At 64.4% G+C, this 15,508-nt stretch carries 18 protein-coding genes; 6 read left to right on the forward strand and 12 right to left on the reverse strand.

What is annotated here, in order from left to right; all coding sequences use genetic code 11:
• The first annotated feature begins 34 nt into the window (after positions 1 to 34).
• Together AC2VNO_RS00145 and AC2VNO_RS00150 are read left to right on the forward strand one after the other, a co-directional pair.
• Positions 35 to 493, forward strand: coding sequence for a universal stress protein (locus AC2VNO_RS00145; RefSeq protein ID WP_228576849.1), 459 nt, complete (start codon positions 35 to 37; stop codon positions 491 to 493).
• Between the two features lie 54 nt (positions 494 to 547).
• Positions 548 to 2,056, forward strand: a complete 1,509-nt coding sequence (locus tag AC2VNO_RS00150) for an MFS transporter (RefSeq protein ID WP_486932246.1) — start codon at positions 548 to 550, stop codon at positions 2,054 to 2,056.
• Between the two features lie 85 nt (positions 2,057 to 2,141).
• Here AC2VNO_RS00150 and AC2VNO_RS00155 read toward each other — a convergent pair whose 3' ends face one another.
• On the reverse strand, positions 2,142 to 2,618 hold the full coding sequence (locus AC2VNO_RS00155; RefSeq protein ID WP_486932247.1) for a type II toxin-antitoxin system HicB family antitoxin: 477 nt from the start codon (positions 2,616 to 2,618) through the stop codon (positions 2,142 to 2,144).
• Between AC2VNO_RS00155 and AC2VNO_RS00160 the strand changes: the two genes are divergently transcribed.
• Genes AC2VNO_RS00160 through AC2VNO_RS00175 form a run of 4 tightly spaced genes read left to right on the forward strand, consistent with a single transcriptional unit; the run spans position 2,565 to position 4,498 of the window.
• Positions 2,565 to 3,011 carry a DUF4870 family protein gene (locus AC2VNO_RS00160; RefSeq protein WP_486932248.1) on the forward strand — a complete coding sequence of 149 codons (447 nt, stop codon included), beginning with the start codon at positions 2,565 to 2,567 and terminating at the stop codon, positions 3,009 to 3,011. The genes AC2VNO_RS00155 and AC2VNO_RS00160 overlap by 54 nt on opposite strands.
• A gap of 16 nt (positions 3,012 to 3,027) precedes the next feature.
• Positions 3,028 to 3,591: a hypothetical protein gene (locus tag AC2VNO_RS00165; protein ID WP_486932249.1), complete on the forward strand. Its 564-nt coding sequence runs from the start codon at positions 3,028 to 3,030 to the stop codon at positions 3,589 to 3,591.
• Positions 3,592 to 4,182: a cytochrome c oxidase subunit 3 family protein gene (locus AC2VNO_RS00170; RefSeq protein WP_486932250.1), complete on the forward strand. Its 591-nt coding sequence runs from the start codon at positions 3,592 to 3,594 to the stop codon at positions 4,180 to 4,182.
• Between the two features lie 4 nt (positions 4,183 to 4,186).
• On the forward strand, positions 4,187 to 4,498 hold the full coding sequence (locus AC2VNO_RS00175) for a cytochrome C oxidase subunit IV family protein (RefSeq protein ID WP_486932251.1): 312 nt from the start codon (positions 4,187 to 4,189) through the stop codon (positions 4,496 to 4,498).
• Positions 4,499 to 4,578: 80 nt separating this feature from the next.
• Here the strand turns inward: AC2VNO_RS00175 and AC2VNO_RS00180 are convergent, their stop codons facing one another.
• The 11 genes from AC2VNO_RS00180 to nirJ form a co-directional block, all read right to left on the reverse strand.
• Positions 4,579 to 4,785: a hypothetical protein gene (locus tag AC2VNO_RS00180; RefSeq protein WP_234251235.1), complete on the reverse strand. Its 207-nt coding sequence runs from the start codon at positions 4,783 to 4,785 to the stop codon at positions 4,579 to 4,581.
• Positions 4,786 to 4,798: 13 nt separating this feature from the next.
• The gene (locus AC2VNO_RS00185) at positions 4,799 to 6,736 is read right to left on the reverse strand and encodes a nitric oxide reductase activation protein NorD (protein WP_486932252.1); all 1,938 of its coding nucleotides are present in this window, start codon (positions 6,734 to 6,736) and stop codon (positions 4,799 to 4,801) included.
• Positions 6,737 to 6,792: 56 nt separating this feature from the next.
• Positions 6,793 to 7,614: a CbbQ/NirQ/NorQ/GpvN family protein gene (locus tag AC2VNO_RS00190; RefSeq protein WP_228576865.1), complete on the reverse strand. Its 822-nt coding sequence runs from the start codon at positions 7,612 to 7,614 to the stop codon at positions 6,793 to 6,795.
• A gap of 56 nt (positions 7,615 to 7,670) precedes the next feature.
• Positions 7,671 to 9,023 carry a cbb3-type cytochrome c oxidase subunit I gene (locus AC2VNO_RS00195; protein ID WP_486932253.1) on the reverse strand — a complete coding sequence of 451 codons (1,353 nt, stop codon included), beginning with the start codon at positions 9,021 to 9,023 and terminating at the stop codon, positions 7,671 to 7,673.
• A 30-nt stretch (positions 9,024 to 9,053) separates the two neighbouring features.
• Positions 9,054 to 9,500: a c-type cytochrome gene (locus AC2VNO_RS00200; RefSeq protein ID WP_228576869.1), complete on the reverse strand. Its 447-nt coding sequence runs from the start codon at positions 9,498 to 9,500 to the stop codon at positions 9,054 to 9,056.
• Between the two features lie 231 nt (positions 9,501 to 9,731).
• Positions 9,732 to 10,055, reverse strand: a complete 324-nt coding sequence (locus tag AC2VNO_RS00205; RefSeq protein ID WP_486932254.1) for a carboxymuconolactone decarboxylase family protein — start codon at positions 10,053 to 10,055, stop codon at positions 9,732 to 9,734.
• 85 nt (positions 10,056 to 10,140) lie between these two features.
• Complete coding sequence (locus AC2VNO_RS00210) at positions 10,141 to 10,536, reverse strand: SirB2 family protein (protein ID WP_486932255.1); 396 nt, start codon at positions 10,534 to 10,536, stop codon at positions 10,141 to 10,143.
• Positions 10,537 to 10,549: 13 nt separating this feature from the next.
• Positions 10,550 to 11,752: an NnrS family protein gene (locus AC2VNO_RS00215; protein ID WP_486932256.1), complete on the reverse strand. Its 1,203-nt coding sequence runs from the start codon at positions 11,750 to 11,752 to the stop codon at positions 10,550 to 10,552.
• A 114-nt stretch (positions 11,753 to 11,866) separates the two neighbouring features.
• Positions 11,867 to 13,393 carry a cytochrome D1 domain-containing protein gene (locus AC2VNO_RS00220; RefSeq protein ID WP_486932257.1) on the reverse strand — a complete coding sequence of 509 codons (1,527 nt, stop codon included), beginning with the start codon at positions 13,391 to 13,393 and terminating at the stop codon, positions 11,867 to 11,869.
• A complete protein-coding gene (cobA, locus tag AC2VNO_RS00225; protein ID WP_486932258.1) occupies positions 13,390 to 14,250 on the reverse strand; it encodes a uroporphyrinogen-III C-methyltransferase in 861 nt (286 codons plus the stop codon). The genes AC2VNO_RS00220 and cobA overlap by 4 nt, the downstream gene beginning before the upstream one ends.
• A 47-nt stretch (positions 14,251 to 14,297) precedes the next feature.
• The gene (gene nirJ / locus AC2VNO_RS00230; RefSeq protein WP_486932259.1) at positions 14,298 to 15,497 is read right to left on the reverse strand and encodes a heme d1 biosynthesis radical SAM protein NirJ; all 1,200 of its coding nucleotides are present in this window, start codon (positions 15,495 to 15,497) and stop codon (positions 14,298 to 14,300) included.
• Positions 15,498 to 15,508 lie beyond the last annotated feature (11 nt).

Genomic DNA, 15,508 nt, shown 5'->3' on the forward strand with positions numbered 1-15,508 from the left:
ACACCCCTTACCTTGCCTTCTGCGGAGGGATGTCATGAAAGTCATGATCGCTTATGACGGCTCGCGTAACGCCAAGCTGGCCCTGGCACAGACCGTCAGCCTGTTTCGCTGCAATGCCCCCACGCTGATTCTGGTCGGCGTGGCGGAAAACCCCGGCGACTCCACCGATGCCAACGAGTCGCTCTTTCAGCAGGGCTACGAAGAGATGAAGGCCGCGCTCAAGGAGGGCGCCGACTTCGCCCACCAGGAGGGCTTCGAGGTCGACTGGGTACTGGCCGAAGGCGATGCCCGCAAGATGCTGCTGCGCGCCACCCAGAAACATGAGCCCGACGTGCTGGTCATCGCCCGCCACAGCAGCAAGCCCGACGGCGGCATCATCGCCCAGTCGCTGAGCTATTTCGTCGACGAACTCGATTACATGACCTTCGGCAAGGTCAGCTCGTTTCTGGCCCGGCGCGTCGAGTGTCCGCTGCTTATCCTGCCCAGCCCCTGACGGCGACTCCGTCACGCGTGGCTAATTTCGCTTTCTCTTCAGGATGATACGACCATGAAAGTGTCCGCCGTCTTCAAGTTCCGCAGTCCGGAGATCAGGGCCCTGCACCTGACCTGGATTGCGTTCTTCATCACCTTCTACGTGTGGTTCAACATGGCGCCCTTGGCATCGAGCATGCTCAAGAGCGTCGACTGGCTGACCCGCGACGATATCCGCCTGTTCGCCATCGTCAACGTGGCGCTGACCATACCGGCACGTATCATCGTCGGCATGGCGCTCGACCGCTTCGGCCCGCGCCGGGTGTTCTCGGTGCTGATGGTCTCCATGGCGGTTCCGGCGCTGGTGTTCGCCTTCGGCAACACCATGTCGCAGCTGCTGATCTCACGCCTGATCCTCAGCTCCATCGGTGCCAGCTTCGTGGTCGGCATTCACATGACCGCGCTGTGGTTCAAGCCCAAGGACATCGGCTTCGCCGAGGGCTTCTACGCCGGCTGGGGCAACTTCGGCTCCGCCGTGGCCGCCATGACCCTGCCCACCATTGCCCTGACCATGTTCGGCGGCGCCGACGGCTGGCGCTACGCCATCGGCATCAGCGCGCTGGTGATGGCGGCCTACGGTGTCTTCTACTGGTTCGCCATCACCGACGGCCCCGATGCCCGCGCTCACCGCAAGTCGCGCAAGGCCATGGCCATGGAAGTGAGCTCCTGGCGCGACATGATCATGCTGATCCTGTGGACCATCCCGCTGGTGGGCTGTCTGGCCATTCTGGTGTGGCGCATCGAGGGCATGGGCTACCTCTCTTCAACCGGCGCGCTGATCTGCTACCTGGTCATCGCCGCAGTGGTCATCTATCAAGTCGTGCAGATCCTGCGGGTCAATATTCCCATCCTCAAGAAGGGCGTGCCGGAGGACGACAAGTACTCCTTCAGCAGCGTGGCCGCGCTCAACAGCACCTACTTCGCCAACTTCGGCGCCGAGCTGGCGGTAGTCTCGATGCTGCCGATGTTCTTCGAGGAAACCTGGGGGCTGACCGCCGCCGCCGCAGGCCTGATCGCCGCCTCGTTCGCCTTCGTCAACCTGGTGGCGCGCCCCATGGGCGGCCTGGTATCGGACCGCATGGGCAACCGCCGCTTCGTCATGCTCAGCTACATGTTCGGCATCGGTATCGGCTTCGTGCTGATGGCCCTGCTCAACTCCAACTGGCCGCTGATCATCGCCATTGCCATCACCATCTTCACCTCCTTCTTCGTGCAGGGGGCGGAGGGTGCCACCTTCGGCATCATCCCCTCGATCAAGCGCCGCATCACCGGGCAGATCTCGGGCATGGCCGGCGCCTACGGCAACGTGGGGGCGGTGGTCTACCTGACCATCTTCACCTTCGTCACCCCGACCCAGTTCTTCTACATCATCGCCGGCGGCGCCTTCCTCAGCTGGCTGATCTGCCTGATCTGGCTGAAGGAGCCGGAAGGCGCGTTCGACGAGGAGTACTACGTCTCCTCGGTAGACCGCATGATCGAAGAGCAGGAACTGGCCGCAACCCAGGCCAAGCCGCAGCAGGGTTGAGCCGGCTGGGTTTATGTTAGGCTTCATCAAAGGGCGGCGACTTCGGTCGCCGCTTTTTTTGGTGGGGTGTTGTCAGGGCTAGGCTTTATTGAGCGTGACGCTCGAGTTCATGCAGCGCAGCACGGGCCAGGAAGCCGGAACGGCTCTTGTAATCGCCGTGCTTCGCTACGGTGCTGTCGATGCGCTTGATCAGCAGATCGGGCAGGGTAACGTTGATCTTGTGACTCTTACCCAGATAGGGAGTCATGTCGATCTCGACCGCGGCCCACACCCACCCGGCGAAGTCGGGATTCTCCAGATGCTGCTGAATGGCGGTAGCGGTGGGAATGGGGTCGCCGTGCTCCGAAAGGCTTTCGAGATGCCCTTCTATGGCGGGGCTGGCAAATACCGCACCGAACCGGCCCCGCTTTGACCCAAGGCAAGGACTGCCAGTACCGCTCGGGGCATAGTGCCCATAACAGTCAGCACGAATACTTCTTTCAATCGACACACCCAACGGGAGGGAGCGATGTCCACCATCTCGTACCCCAATGCACAAACCGATGCGACCGACGCACGACACGATACGCGAGGCCGCAGCCTGGCGGCAGTGGTCTATGTGCTCTATCTGGGTAGCATCATGGCGGTGGTCACCGCGCCCATCGGCGTGCTAATCGCCCACTTTCGCCGCCGCCGCAATGCCGACTGGGTGGAAAGCCATCTGCTGTTCCAGATCCGCACCTTTTGGTTGGGCGCCCTGGGTGGTGCCGCGGCGCTTGCCGCCTGGTACCTGCTGGGGCTGATCGGTGCGCCTGCCTGGGCTTCCTGGGTGCTGGGTTACGGTTTCTTCACCGCCTGCCTGGCTTGGACCATCGGCCGCAGCGGAGTGGGCATCAACCGCCTGCTGAACGACCGCGCCATCGACGACCCACGCAGCCTGCTGTTCGGCGGCGCCAAGGTGTCGCTGGAAGACTGAATACGGGAGTACGCCCATGAACACCGCCACTTCGACCCTGCGCTTGCCGCCTTCTCGGTCGGTTGCTGTCACCGGTCTCGCCTGGGGCTTCATCGCTTTCTCTGCCCTGGTTCTGGCTTTGGTCACGCTACCGCTGCTGCCGGGTGATGCGCTGGTCGCTTCGCTCGGCGTGGAAACCGGCAGCGGCGGGCTCACCGGCGGCGTGGCCTGGCTGGTCGAGCGCAGCAATACCGTGGCCGGTCTGCTGATGGTGGGTGCCGCCATTACTCTGGCGCTTTCCGTAGCCCTGTTGCAGCGCCGCCGCTGGGCCAGGCCGGCCTTCATCGGCCTGGTAGGTGCCGGCTTTGTCGGCGTGCTGGGCGGCGCCGCCTTGACGCCGCTGACCTTCGGCTTCATGGCCGATGCCGCAGGCAACCTGACCGGCCCCGAAGACCCGGTGGCAGGCCTGATCGGCGCCCTGGCGCTGTTGATCATGGTCGCCACGGTGCTGGTGGTGCTGTTCGCCTGGGTCGGCTGGAAGCTCACCACCCCAGCCGTTCGCGCCGAGTTCGAGGGCGCTTCCCACCCCACGGTGGGCTGAGTGTCGCATCGTCAGGAGACGGCTCAACCGCGGCCGCTGCCCAACCCGGGCTGGGGGCCGCTTTCGGCCCTGCCCGGAAACCCGCTCATGTGGGTGCTGATCCTCAGTGAAATGGTGGTATTCGCCGCCTTCTTCGGGCTGTTCGCCTGGCTGCGTGTGGGCGAGCGCGAGGTCTTCGATGCCTCCCAGCAGCTGCTAGATCCGGTGGCCGGCGGCATCAACACCCTGGTACTGCTGACAAGCGGGCTGTTCGCCGCCCTGGCGGTGCAGGCCATCACCCAAGGCAAGATACACCGTTGCCGCCAGTGGCTGGGGGCGGCCTTCGCCCTGGGCGTGGTGTTCTGCGTGGTCAAGGTGGTGGAATACGCCGACAAGCTCGGCCAGGGGCTGATGCCCGAGACCAACACCTTCTTCACCTTCTACTACCTGCTGACCGGATTCCACTTCGCCCACGTGCTGTTCGGCCTGGGGCTGATCGCCCTGGTGGCCTGGCGCATTTCCCACGACAACGTGGAGACCGCCGCGGCCTTCTGGCACATGGTCGATCTGATCTGGATCCTGCTCTACCCGATCATCTACCTGCTGAGGTGAGCCCATGCGCGCCATGCAAGACGCCTTTCGCGACGCCGCCACCCGCCGGCTGCTGATTACCTGGGCGGTGCTGATGGGGCTGACGCTGGTCGCCATGCTCTCCGCCCGGCTCGGCGGCGATGCCCGTCTGGCCGCCCTGCCGCTGTGGTCGGCGGGCCTGCTGCTGGCCACTACCTTCTTCAAGGCGCACCGGGTGCTGATGGTCTACCTGGGCCTGGCCGACGCCTCGCCCGCCTGGCGCGGCGCCTTCGTCGGGCTGGTGCTGGCGACCCTGGCGCTGGTGGCATCCGGCTATCTTGTCGCCCAGTTAGCCTAGCCTTCGTCCTCGAGAGAAATGAACGAAACGGCGCCGCTATCGAGGATAGCGGCGCCGTTTGCGTGGTAGTGACGGCGGAATCAGTAGGTGGGAGGAGGTGGTCCTACCCCAGCCCACTCGGCCAGCCGCCGGGCCAGGCGGATCAGTCCGTACACCGCGAAAGGTGCGACGAACATCATCAGGATGCCCCAGTCCTGGGTGTTGATCACCCAGGCCAGCGGGGTGATCACCGCGAAGGCGGCCAGCAGGCCGAGGGCAAGTGCGATAGCGGGACGGTTAACTGTCATCTTCACTCCCTCCCTAATTACCGATGATCTGGCGATATATACCCGGCAACGCCAGCGACAGGTGCTCCGGCCGGTTGACGATGGCATAGCTGCCGCGGCCGAACAGGTGCGATACGTACTGGTGAGCCTCGCTGTCGATGGTCACGCCGAACACCCGCACCTCGTGCTGGCGCGCTTCGAGTACCGCCCGGCGGGTGTCCTCGATGCCGTAGCGGCCCTCGTAGTAATCGGTGTCGTTGGGCTTGCCGTCGGTGAGCAGCAGCAGCAGCCGATGCCGGTTGGGGCGTTCGGAAAGCTCCTTGGTCACGTGGCGGATCGCCGGCCCCATGCGGGTGTAGTGCCCGGGCTTGAGCGCCGAGACGCGCCGCGATACCCGCTCGCTCATGGGCTCGTCGAAGGTCTTCAGGGTGTTGACCCACACCTTGTGGCGCCGGTGCGAGGTGAAGCAGTGAATGCTGTAGTCGTCGCCGCAGCCGGCCAGGCCATGGCCCAGCACCAGCAGCGCCTCCTTGGCCACGTCGAGCACGCGACGGTCCTCGAGCCAGGCATCGGTGGAGAGCGACACGTCGACCAGAATCGATACCGCGAGGTCGCGGGCCTGCTGGCGGGTGGCCTGATAGAGCCGGTCGCTGGACTCGCCGGTGGCGGCCAGATCGCAGCGTGAGCGGATCACCGCGTCCATGTCGAGTTCGCTGCCGTCGTACTGGCCACGTAGGGTCTCGCGGCGCGGACGCAGCGCCTCGAATTCACGGCGTACGCGGCGGATGCGCCGGTGAGTGGCGGCATCGGGCTGCCATTGCTCGCCCTCCTCGCTCGCAAGCTCGGTATGCACCAGGCAGTGGTCGGGCAGGTAGATCTGCTTGCGGTAGTTCCATTCCGGATAGGTATGCTTGCCGCGCAGTCGCTCACCCATCGCTTCGTCCGGCGGCAGGTCGAGGTCGACCTTGATGCGCGTCGCTGCTCGCTGCTTGTGCGGACTGAGGATGATCTCCTCCATCTGCTCGGCGGCGCGCTTGGCTTCCTCGTCTTCGTTGTCCTCGACCAGGCGGTTGAGGTTCACCATCTCGGTCCAGGAGAGCATCTTCTCGAAGCGATTGGCGATCAGCGGGTCGTCGCGCTCGGTCTGGTCCTGGCGCTTGCGCTCGGCCTTGCGCTTGCCGTCACTGACGGTCTGCGCGCTGTTGGTTTCCCCTTCCTCGGGGTCTTCCTGGCTCTCGTCGCGCCCCGCGCCGGTACCCAGCGCGACCACCTGGCCCCACAGCGGCACCGGCAGCGGCGGGCGATAACCTCGCGGGGCGGTAATTCCCTGCAGGCAGGGCTCGGAGTCGACCACGGCGCGATGCATGGCTGCCGCCCAGCCTTCGAGCTCCTGCTCTTCGCCGAGCAGCACACGCAGGGTCTGCTCCAATGCCAGCTCCATGGGTGGCAACCGGCGCCGGGCAGGACGCACCAGCAGCAGCGCAAGGCTCAAACGCCGGTAGCGTTCGGCAAGCCCGGGGAAACGGGCCAGCGCTGCGTCACGGGCGCGCACCGCCTCGCGCAAGCGGGACAGGTCGTCACGCAACGGGTCCCGCTGAGGCACCGGCTTGCGCGCCACCGCCAGGTAAGCGACCAGCCAGAAGTAGAGGTCGCGATTCAGCTCGGCATCGGGAAACAGGTCGATCCGCGGCGGCAGCAGCAGGTTCTCTTCGTCGCGCCGCGCCTGATCGATGGCCTCGTCGTCGAAGCCCAGCTTCTGGCGCAGCGAGAGGCGGTGATGGGAGCTGCGCGCAATGATGGCCGCCACCTCCACGCCCGCTTCGCCGCCGCTGGCACGGAAGAACACGCCGAGCACGTGGCGCATCTGCTCCATGGACACGGCCGCTTCCGGATAGCGCTGATAGCTGGCCGCGCTGGAGGCCCAGCGATGCCAGTGGCGACCGACGAACTCTTCGAGCTCGAGAAATTGCATGGTCATACTCCTGGAAGGGGCGCTAGGCTCTGTGAGCGCAGCCAGTGTGGTTGAACTCAGCCGAACGTGGCGCGAATCGACTCGATCAAGCCTTCCTGCACGTCCAGGTCGTCCGTAAGCGGTTCGACCAGGGTGGCGCGGGTGGCTTCGAGGATCGGCATGCCGGCGTTGATCAGGGTGGCGCAGTAGACCAGCAAGCGGGTGGAGACACCCTCTTCCAGGTCCTGGCCCTTGAGTTCACGCAGGCGACCGGCCAGGTTGACCAGGGCGGCGCAGCGCTCATGCGACAGGCCGCTTTCGCGCGCCACGATATCGCACTCCACCCGGGGCGGCGGGAAGTCGAACGACATCGCCACGAAGCGCTGACGGGTACTTGGCTTGAGCGACTTGAGAATGTGCTGATAGCCGGGGTTATAGGAGACCACCAGCATGAAATCGGCCGGCGCCTCGAGCAGCTCGCCGGTACGTTCCAGCGGCAGCATGCGACGGTCGTCGGTAAGGGGGTGCATCACCACGGTGACGTCCTTGCGTGCCTCGACCACTTCGTCGAGGTAGCAGATGCCGCCTTCGCGCACGGCGCGGGTCAACGGCCCGTCGACCCAGCGGGTCTCGCCGCCTTGCAGCAGGTAGCGGCCGGTGAGATCGGCGGCGGTCAGGTCATCGTGGCAGGAAACGGTGAACAGCGGACGGCCCAGCTTGGCCGCCATGTGGCTGACGAAACGGGTCTTGCCGCAGCCGGTCGGTCCCTTGAGCAGCAGCGGCAGACGCTGCCGGTACGCCTGCTCGAACAGCGCGCACTCGTTGCCGACCGGTTCGTAGTAGGGCAGGTCCCGCTCGAGGTCATGAACGGCTGCAGTGGCGGTAGCGGTATGCGACATGGCGAAAACTCCAGGGGGGAGAATAGGACGGGGCGGCAGGCCGCCCCGTCACTGGCTCACTCGGTGGCAACGATGGAGGGCTGCTTGACGTGTGCAGACACCTGCTGGCGCGCCGGACCGAAGACCGCGTAGAAGAACATGGCGGCGGCGATGGCAACGAAGATGCCGGTGCCGAAGCGCATCACGTAGAACAGCTCGAGCTGCGCCTGGACCTGCATGAAGTTCATGCCCAATACCCGCTGCAGGTGAGTCTGGACGACACCGGCAAAGGTCAGGGTGAAGGTCATGAACCACATGGCCGACGTCATGATCCAGAAGGCCCACATGTTGAGCACCTGGTTGTAGGGCTGCACGCGACGCATCTGCGGCATGGCGTAGGTGATGATACCCATGATCAACATCACGTAGGCGCCGTAGAAGGCCAGGTGGCCGTGGGCCGCGGTGATCTGGGTGCCGTGGGTGTAGTAGTTGATCCACGACAGGGTGTGCATGAAGCCCCACACGCCGGCGCCGAAGAACGCCACGGCGGCACAGCCCAGGGTCCACAGCATGGCGGCCTTGTTGGGGTGGTTACGGCTGCCCTTCCAGAACATGTAGAAGGCGAACACCACCATGGCGAAGAACGGGATCACTTCCAGCGTGGAGAAGATGCTGCCGATCGGCTGCCAGTAGCCGGGGGTGCCGATCCAGTAGTAGTGGTGGCCGGTGCCCAGCAGGCCGGAGAACAGCGCCAGGCCGACGATGACGTAGAGCCACTTCTCGATGATCTCGCGGTCGACACCGGTCATCTTGATCAACAGGTAGCCGAGCAGCGAAGCCATGATCAGCTCCCACACGCCTTCGACCCAGATGTGCACGATCCACCACCACCACAGCTTGTCGAGCGCCAGGTTGTCGGGGTTGTAGAAGGCGAACAGCCAGAATACCGCCGCCAGCCACAGGCCCAGCATCAGCACCATGTTGATGGCGGTCTTGCGGCCCCTGAGCATGGTCAGGCTGGTGTTGAACAGGAACATCAGGAACGAGATGGTAATCAACAGCTTCGACCACAGCGGCTGCTCGAGATAGTGACGCCCCTCGTGAATGCCGAACTGGTAGCTGATCAGCGCGCCGGCGCCGGCAATGGCGAACAGCAGCAGCTGGAAGTAGGCCAGCTTGGGGCTGTAGATCTCGTTCTCGGCTTCTTCGGGCATCAGGTAGTAGGTGCTACCCATGAAGCCGATCAAGAGCCAAACGATCAAGAGGTTGGTGTGACTGGTACGGGTGATGTTGAAGGGCATCGCCTCGGACATGAAGTGCGGCCACACATAGGCTGCCGCTGCCGCTAGCCCGAAGATGATCTGTAGAGCGAATAGTGCCATTGCCAGCATGAAGAACGGCAAGGCCACCTTCTGCGTTTCGTATTTCATGGTTCGACTCCTTGGTTCCTGGAACGCGGATCAGCCTGCCGGGTGCGGCGGCCAGCCCTGGGTGTCGATGGAATCGGTCCACTCCAGGAAATCGATCAGCGCCGCCATTTCTTCGTCGTTGATGTCGTGTGCCGGCATCTGACGACGGCCGGGCGCGCCGGTGGGCTGGGCATTCATCCAAGCCGTCAGCGCCATGCGAGCGGCCTCGGGGTTGTCGCGCCCGCCGAAACGGGTCCAGACGTTCCCGACTTCGGGAGCGAAATAGGAGCCTTCGCCGAGAATGGTGTGACAGTTGATGCAGTTGTGCTCTTCCCATACGTGCTTGCCCAGGCGAACGGTGTCCGTCAAGGGCTGGGTCGAGGTGTTGACGATATAGAAATGACTGTGAGCCGTGAGAGCGGCAAACAGCAGGAAAAAGAATAGCGAGCCGCCGTAAAAGATATTACGGGCCGCCGCCTTGGTGAGGCCTTCGGTCATGGGCCTTTCCCCCTCGCTGGTGACACTTCAGGGACCTGCGACCGAAGTCGGCGAGCCCCACCCCTAAAACAAGCATCTTCAATGCATGTTAAGAGTACAACTCAGGGATGAGAGCGGCATTGACCCTCGTCAAATCGCGGGTAAAGAACGGTGGGAACAGCGGGATTTCAAGGGCGGTGGAGAGTGGCGGAATGTCGCATGGCGGGCCGCAGCAGGCCCGCCCGCAGTCGTTTACTTCTTGGCGTCGGTGATGTCCTCGATCCAGGTCAACGCCGCCACGCCCGCCGGCAGCCCCAGGGTAGGAATCGCCAGCATCGCAACCTGCTTCAAGGCTTCGGGTTCGATGCCCTCATCCATGGCGCGACGCATGTGGGAATGCACCGCGCCTTCCGAACCGCCACCCACGGCCAGGGCCAGCTTGACCAGGCGCCGCGTGCGATCGTCCAGCGGGCCGGCTTCGGCACACGCCTTCCCCAGCGAGGCGAAGGCCCGCCACACGTCGGGATATTCATCCGCCACCTTGCCGGCGCCGGAGGGAAGATCTTGATTGGCCATGCGGTTTTCCTCTTTCTCGTGAATGTCTTCTCGGGCCTTCAGTATAGAAGCTCGACACGCCGGGAAAAGCCCACCGTCCAGGCGCCTATCGGAGCATCACGAAAAACAGGGGGTCCTTGGTCATCGCCGTACCCATGATGTAGACGAACACGACGATGGCGGCCAAGGCGGCCAGGCCCCGCGTCATCGGGGTACGCCCGCGCTTGATCGCCACGGTGCCGAGCAGAATGTAGCCCAGCAGACCCAGCAGCTTGGCGGCCAGCCACGGATGCTGATGCGGCCACATGGAGAGCATGGTCATCAAGGTAATGCCCAGCAGCAGCAGCAGGGTATCGTTGACGTGGGGCAGGACCCTGACCCAGCGCCGCTGCAGCAGCGTGATCTCGCGCACCGACCACCAGGCGCGGACGATGAAGAAAAGAATACTCAGTACCGCCGTGGTCATGTGCAGGTGCTTGATCAATGAATAGTGCTCGATCATCGGGTGGCTCCGGTCATCCCTCTTGGCCGTCTACGCGGGCGCTCAATAGCGGCAGCGTATAGTGAAACAGGAAGATGAGATAGGCGATACACCAGAAGATGATGCTCAGGTTGTAGGTCCAGTGGGTGATCTGCGGGAAAACGGCCAGCACCGGCGCACGCAGCAGGGCGCCGGCAAACATCAGCGCAAGCCCCACGCCGATCCCCGGCAGTGTGCGAATTTCCCGGCCGGTGTGCCCCAGCGACACCCGCGCCATCATGGCCAGCATCATCGCGGCGATGCCGCCGATGGCCAGCGCATGCAGGGCCAGTTCGACGCGGAAGGCGCCGAACAGCGCCATCGCCCACATCGTCAGACCGAGCGGCACGAAGGCGTAGCTGAGGTGCAGGCCCCACAGCAGCGGCTCGCGCAGAGTGAGATGGCCTTCCCAGCGCGCCAGACGCACCAGGCTGGTCGCTGCCGCCACCAGCATGACGACAGCCAGCAGCGCAGCGGGTACGGCCACACCCAGCAGCACTGCCAACTGCAGCAGCACTACGGCGGCCATCGACAGCACGGTCACCTTCTCCAATAGGGGAATCGGGGCCGGCTGCGGCCGCCCCAGCTTGCGCGAGGTGAAGAAGGGAATCACGCGCCCACCCAGCAGCACCATCAGCACCGCGATCAGCAGCACGCCGAGATAGCCACCTTCACGGATAAGCTCGAACCTGCCCAGCGCCACGCCAAGGTGCATGGCCAGGTTGGCCCCGGTCAGCAGCAGCAGCACCGGCACGAACATCAGATTGCGCCACAGCTTCGCTGCCAGCACCAGGCGCGCCATGATCAAGGCCGCCAGCGGCAGAAACGCCACGTCCAGGGCGATCAACAACCATGTCGGTAGCCCCACGGGAAATGCCAGCAGAAGCCGGGCCGCCAACCACAGCGCCACCAGGGCGAGCAGCGGTGCACCGCTCACGCTCTTCCTGCCGGTCCAGTTCTGTACCGCGGTAAGCAGGAAACCGACCACCACGGCGGCGCCGAAACCGAAGATCATCTCGTGCTGGTGCCACCACATCAGCCCGCCGTGGGGGCGCAGCAGGATATCGCCGTGCCAGAACGCGAACCACACCACCATCGCCAGCACGCTGAACAGCGATGCCAGCAGGAAGAAGGGGCGAAACGCCAACCGCGCCAAGGGGAGGCGCGATTGACGAGGAGCGGGAGAAGCGTTGTTCATGGCGGCATACCCGACTTGAATGGTTGGACGAATCCATTATGGCGATTCGCGCCGGGCGCCTTCATGACCCGTATCAAGAATGCTTCTTTTTAATGGCCACCAAGCCAATGCTTACTAATGGCTGGTGCCTTCTTCGTATTGGGTCTTGTTCCACACGTTGTACTTGCCCGAGGGACGCTTCATCGGCATGCGGCCCAGCTCTTCCAAGGTGTTGGCATCGAGCCACAGCAGGTAGCCGTCGTCGTCCCAGATGCTTAGCAGCAGGGTCTCGCCGCGGCGGTCGAACTCCACGTGGGCGGCGGTCTTGCCCGGTTCGGGGATCAGCGTCTCGACGATCTCCAGCGTTTGCTTGTCGATCACGTGGATGCGGTCGTGATTGGGGCCGAAGAAGACGTCCACCCAGGCGTAGGGCGAGTTTTCGTGGCTACGCATGAAGAAGCCGGGGCCGTCGGTCTCGATATGGGTGATCAGCGACCAGTCGGTCATGTCGAATACCGAGACCTGTCCCTTGTCGATGTGCGGGATCGCCATCACCCGGCGGCCGTCCAGCTCCCAGGTGATACCGGCACCCAGGTGCGGCATGCCCTCCAGCGGCAGGTCGGCAACCTTGACCTCATCGTCCATGTCGAACACCTGGCCGCCCTGGCCCCCGCGAGCGGCACCCACCAGGTAGCGGTACTCCATGTCGAAGAAGAAATCGTCGAGATAGTCCGGCGCCTCCATGCGGTGCAGGGCAAAATCGCCGACGATGGTCTCGTCGCCGTCGGCCCGCTCCTCGGGCCAGCGGATCTCCCACACCTCGGGAATGTCGCGCAGGGCGGCGACGAAGCTGTTACGCGGCGGCGCGGTGTACACGGCGCTGACCCGCGAGGTGTCACCGTTGAGGCCTTCCACCGGGATACTGGCGATGAGCTCGAGGTTACGCGCATCCAGCAACACCAGCGTATGGGGCAGGTAATTGCCGGCGAGCACGTAGTTGCCGTCGGCGGAGACGGCGATATTGCGCATGTTGATACCGGCGCGAACCTCGGCGGTGACCTCGAGGTTGTAGATGTCGTACTTGGTGACCCAGCCGTCGCGGGAGCCGAAGAACACGTAGCGGCCGTCCGGGGTGTACTTGGGCCCGCCGTGCAGCGCATAGCGGCTGGGGAAGCGAGTGATGCGCTCGAACCTGTCGCCGTCGAGCAGGCTGACGTGGTGATCGCCGATCTCCACCACCAGGAACAGATTCTTGAGATCCTCGACCTCGAATACCGGTTCGTCAGGCAGTGAGCCGTAGGCGTGGTTGACCACGTGGCTGGCCAGGATGTCCTCGTCGGTCCAGCTCGGTTCGACGTCCGGCGCCTCGAATATCCACTCGGCCAGGGCGGCGATCTCGGCTTCGCCGAGCAGCTCCCCGTATGCCGGCATCTGGGTTGCCACGCGGCCATCGCGGATCACCTCGATGGCCTCGCCGCGCTTGAGCCGCGAAAGGTTGTCCGGTAACAGCGCCGGACCGATGCCACCCAGCCGGCTCACGCCGTGGCAGATGGCACAGTGGTGGTTGTAGAGCACGTTGGCATCGGGCTCGTCGGCAAGCGCCGGCAGGGCGGGCATGGACAGGCCGAGCAGAGCGCCGAGAAGCAGTCTGGTGGTTTTCACAGTGCCACCCTCCCCATCGCCAAAGCGGGCTCCATATCGACATCGGTACGGGAGAGGCGCGTCATGCCGGGGGCCAGTGTGTCGGCCAGGCGTACCACTTCGCCCACCACGATCAGGGTCGGCGGCTTGAGCGCCTCGCGTTCGATCGTTTCCACCAGGTCGCCCAGGGTGGCGAAGACGTTGCGCTGTCCCGGGGTGGTGCCACGCTCCACCAGTGCCACGGGATGATCCGCCGGCAGGCCGTGGCGCTGCAGCTCGCGGCTGATCAGCGTCGCATTGGCCAGGCCCATGTAGAACACCGCCGTATGGTGGGGCACCGCAAGGGCGGCCCAATCCAGCGTCAGCTCACCGTCGGCCTTGGCGTGACCGGTGACGAAGGTCACGCTCTGGGCGTAATCGCGGTGGGTGAGCGGGAAGCCTGCATAGCTGGAGCAGCCCGAGGCCGAAGTGATGCCCGGCACCACACGAAAGCCGACGCCGTATTCGATCAGGTACTCGGCTTCTTCGCCGCCACGGCCGAAGATGTAGGGGTCGCCGCCCTTGAGCCGCAGCACGCGCCGGCCTTCCTGCGCCAGCCTCACCAGCAGGGCATTGGTCTCCTCCTGGGGCAGCGAATGATGGCTCGAGGCCTTGCCCACGTAGTAGCGTTCCGCCTCGGGGCGGGCCAGCGCCAGCACTTCCTCGGATACCAGGCGGTCGAAGACCAGACAGTCGGCCTGCTGCAACAGCGACAGGGCGCGCAGGGTCAGCAGACCGGGATCGCCGGGGCCGGCGCCGACGATGGCGACTTCGCCGGGCGCCAGCGGCGCCTCGTCGAGGTCGAAGCTCATATGTCTCGATTGACGGTGTGTTGTCATGGTCGGCCTCTCCCCGAAGCGTCACTCATTTGAATTATGTTGTCGGCCTAGAGCTCGACGCTCTGGATGGCGTCATAGGCTGCCGCCACGCGCCGCTGTCGGCTCTTGTCCACACCGATCTCCTCGTTGCTGAGGTAGCAGCCGGGGTCCTCTTCCCAGGGGTCGCCAGTGACTTTCCACGCGCGTACCCGGGTATTGCCGTTACAAATGGCCAGATAACGGCAATCGCCGCAGCGCCCCTTGAGCGGACGCGGGCGCTGGCGGAAGCCCTGCATCAGCGCATCCTGGGTGTTGCTCCATATTTCGGAGAACGGCTGCTGACGCACGTTGCCGAGGTCGTGGTCCCACCAGAAGGTGTCCGGGTGCACCGTGCCCAGGTTGTCGATGTTGGCGATGTGTTCACCCGAGGCGTTGCCGCCCCAGTTGATCAGGCGGCGTTCCAGCTCCTCGGCCTGATCGGGAAAGTGCTCGCGAGCCCACATCAGCAGGAAGGGGCCATCGGCATCGTTGTTACCGGTGACGTATTCACGCTCCACGCCGCGCTCGAGCTCGGCCCGGCAGTGGTCGAACAGCCGGGTCATGGCATCGCGGGTCATCTGATACCAGGCGTCCTGCTTGCGGTGGCGATGGCCGCGTCCGCCGTAGTTGAGGTGAGAGAGGTAGAACTTGTCGACGTCGTGCTCGTCGATCAGCGCCAGGATGTCGTCGAGCTGCTCGTAGTTCTGCTGCGTCAGGGTGAAGCGCAGCCCCACCTTGATGCCGTGCTGCTTGCACAGCTTGACGGCGTGCATCGACTCGCGGAACGCCCCTTTGCGGCGACGGAACTCATCATGGGTGGCTTCGAGGCCGTCAATGCTGATGCCTACGTAGTCGTAGCCGCACTCGGCGATCTGCGCGATGTTGCTCTCGTCGATCAGTGTGCCGTTGGTGGAGAGCCCGGTGTAGATGCCGAGCTCCCGAGCACGCTGGGATATCTCGAAGATGTCCGGGCGCATCAGCGGCTCGCCGCCGGAAAGAATCAGCGCCGGCACCCGGAACCGCTTGAGGTCGTCGAGAACGGTGAAGACCTCCTCGGTTGTGAGCTCGCCCTTGAAGTCGATGTCCGCCGACACCGTGTAGCAGTGCTTGCAGGTCAGGTTGCAGCGCCGAATCAGATTCCAGATCACCACCGGCCCGGGGGGCTTGTGGGCCGGTGGCACTGGCGTGGGCTCCAGCAGCGACTTGACGTAGCGGGTAACGCGGAACATAAGAAACCTCC

Source organism: Halomonas sp. TH-94 (assembly GCF_057473365.1).

What these genes read in the sequence shown, in the direction of transcription:
- AC2VNO_RS00160 (WP_486932248.1), top strand. Translation starts at nt 2,565, where the DNA reads ATGTCCACCATCTCGTACCCCAATGCACAAACCGATGCGACCGACGCA.
- AC2VNO_RS00165 (WP_486932249.1), top strand. Translation starts at nt 3,028, where the DNA reads ATGAACACCGCCACTTCGACCCTGCGCTTGCCGCCTTCTCGGTCGGTT.
- AC2VNO_RS00215 (WP_486932256.1), bottom strand. Translation starts at nt 11,752, where the DNA reads ATGAACAACGCTTCTCCCGCTCCTCGTCAATCGCGCCTCCCCTTGGCG.
- AC2VNO_RS00195 (WP_486932253.1), bottom strand. Translation starts at nt 9,023, where the DNA reads ATGAAATACGAAACGCAGAAGGTGGCCTTGCCGTTCTTCATGCTGGCA.
- AC2VNO_RS00175 (WP_486932251.1), top strand. Translation starts at nt 4,187, where the DNA reads ATGCGCGCCATGCAAGACGCCTTTCGCGACGCCGCCACCCGCCGGCTG.
- AC2VNO_RS00190 (WP_228576865.1), bottom strand. Translation starts at nt 7,614, where the DNA reads ATGTCGCATACCGCTACCGCCACTGCAGCCGTTCATGACCTCGAGCGG.
- AC2VNO_RS00145 (WP_228576849.1), top strand. Translation starts at nt 35, where the DNA reads ATGAAAGTCATGATCGCTTATGACGGCTCGCGTAACGCCAAGCTGGCC.
- AC2VNO_RS00205 (WP_486932254.1), bottom strand. Translation starts at nt 10,055, where the DNA reads ATGGCCAATCAAGATCTTCCCTCCGGCGCCGGCAAGGTGGCGGATGAA.
- AC2VNO_RS00210 (WP_486932255.1), bottom strand. Translation starts at nt 10,536, where the DNA reads ATGATCGAGCACTATTCATTGATCAAGCACCTGCACATGACCACGGCG.
- AC2VNO_RS00185 (WP_486932252.1), bottom strand. Translation starts at nt 6,736, where the DNA reads ATGCAATTTCTCGAGCTCGAAGAGTTCGTCGGTCGCCACTGGCATCGC.
- AC2VNO_RS00150 (WP_486932246.1), top strand. Translation starts at nt 548, where the DNA reads ATGAAAGTGTCCGCCGTCTTCAAGTTCCGCAGTCCGGAGATCAGGGCC.
- AC2VNO_RS00200 (WP_228576869.1), bottom strand. Translation starts at nt 9,500, where the DNA reads ATGACCGAAGGCCTCACCAAGGCGGCGGCCCGTAATATCTTTTACGGC.
- AC2VNO_RS00180 (WP_234251235.1), bottom strand. Translation starts at nt 4,785, where the DNA reads ATGACAGTTAACCGTCCCGCTATCGCACTTGCCCTCGGCCTGCTGGCC.
- nirJ (WP_486932259.1), bottom strand. Translation starts at nt 15,497, where the DNA reads ATGTTCCGCGTTACCCGCTACGTCAAGTCGCTGCTGGAGCCCACGCCA.
- cobA (WP_486932258.1), bottom strand. Translation starts at nt 14,250, where the DNA reads ATGACAACACACCGTCAATCGAGACATATGAGCTTCGACCTCGACGAG.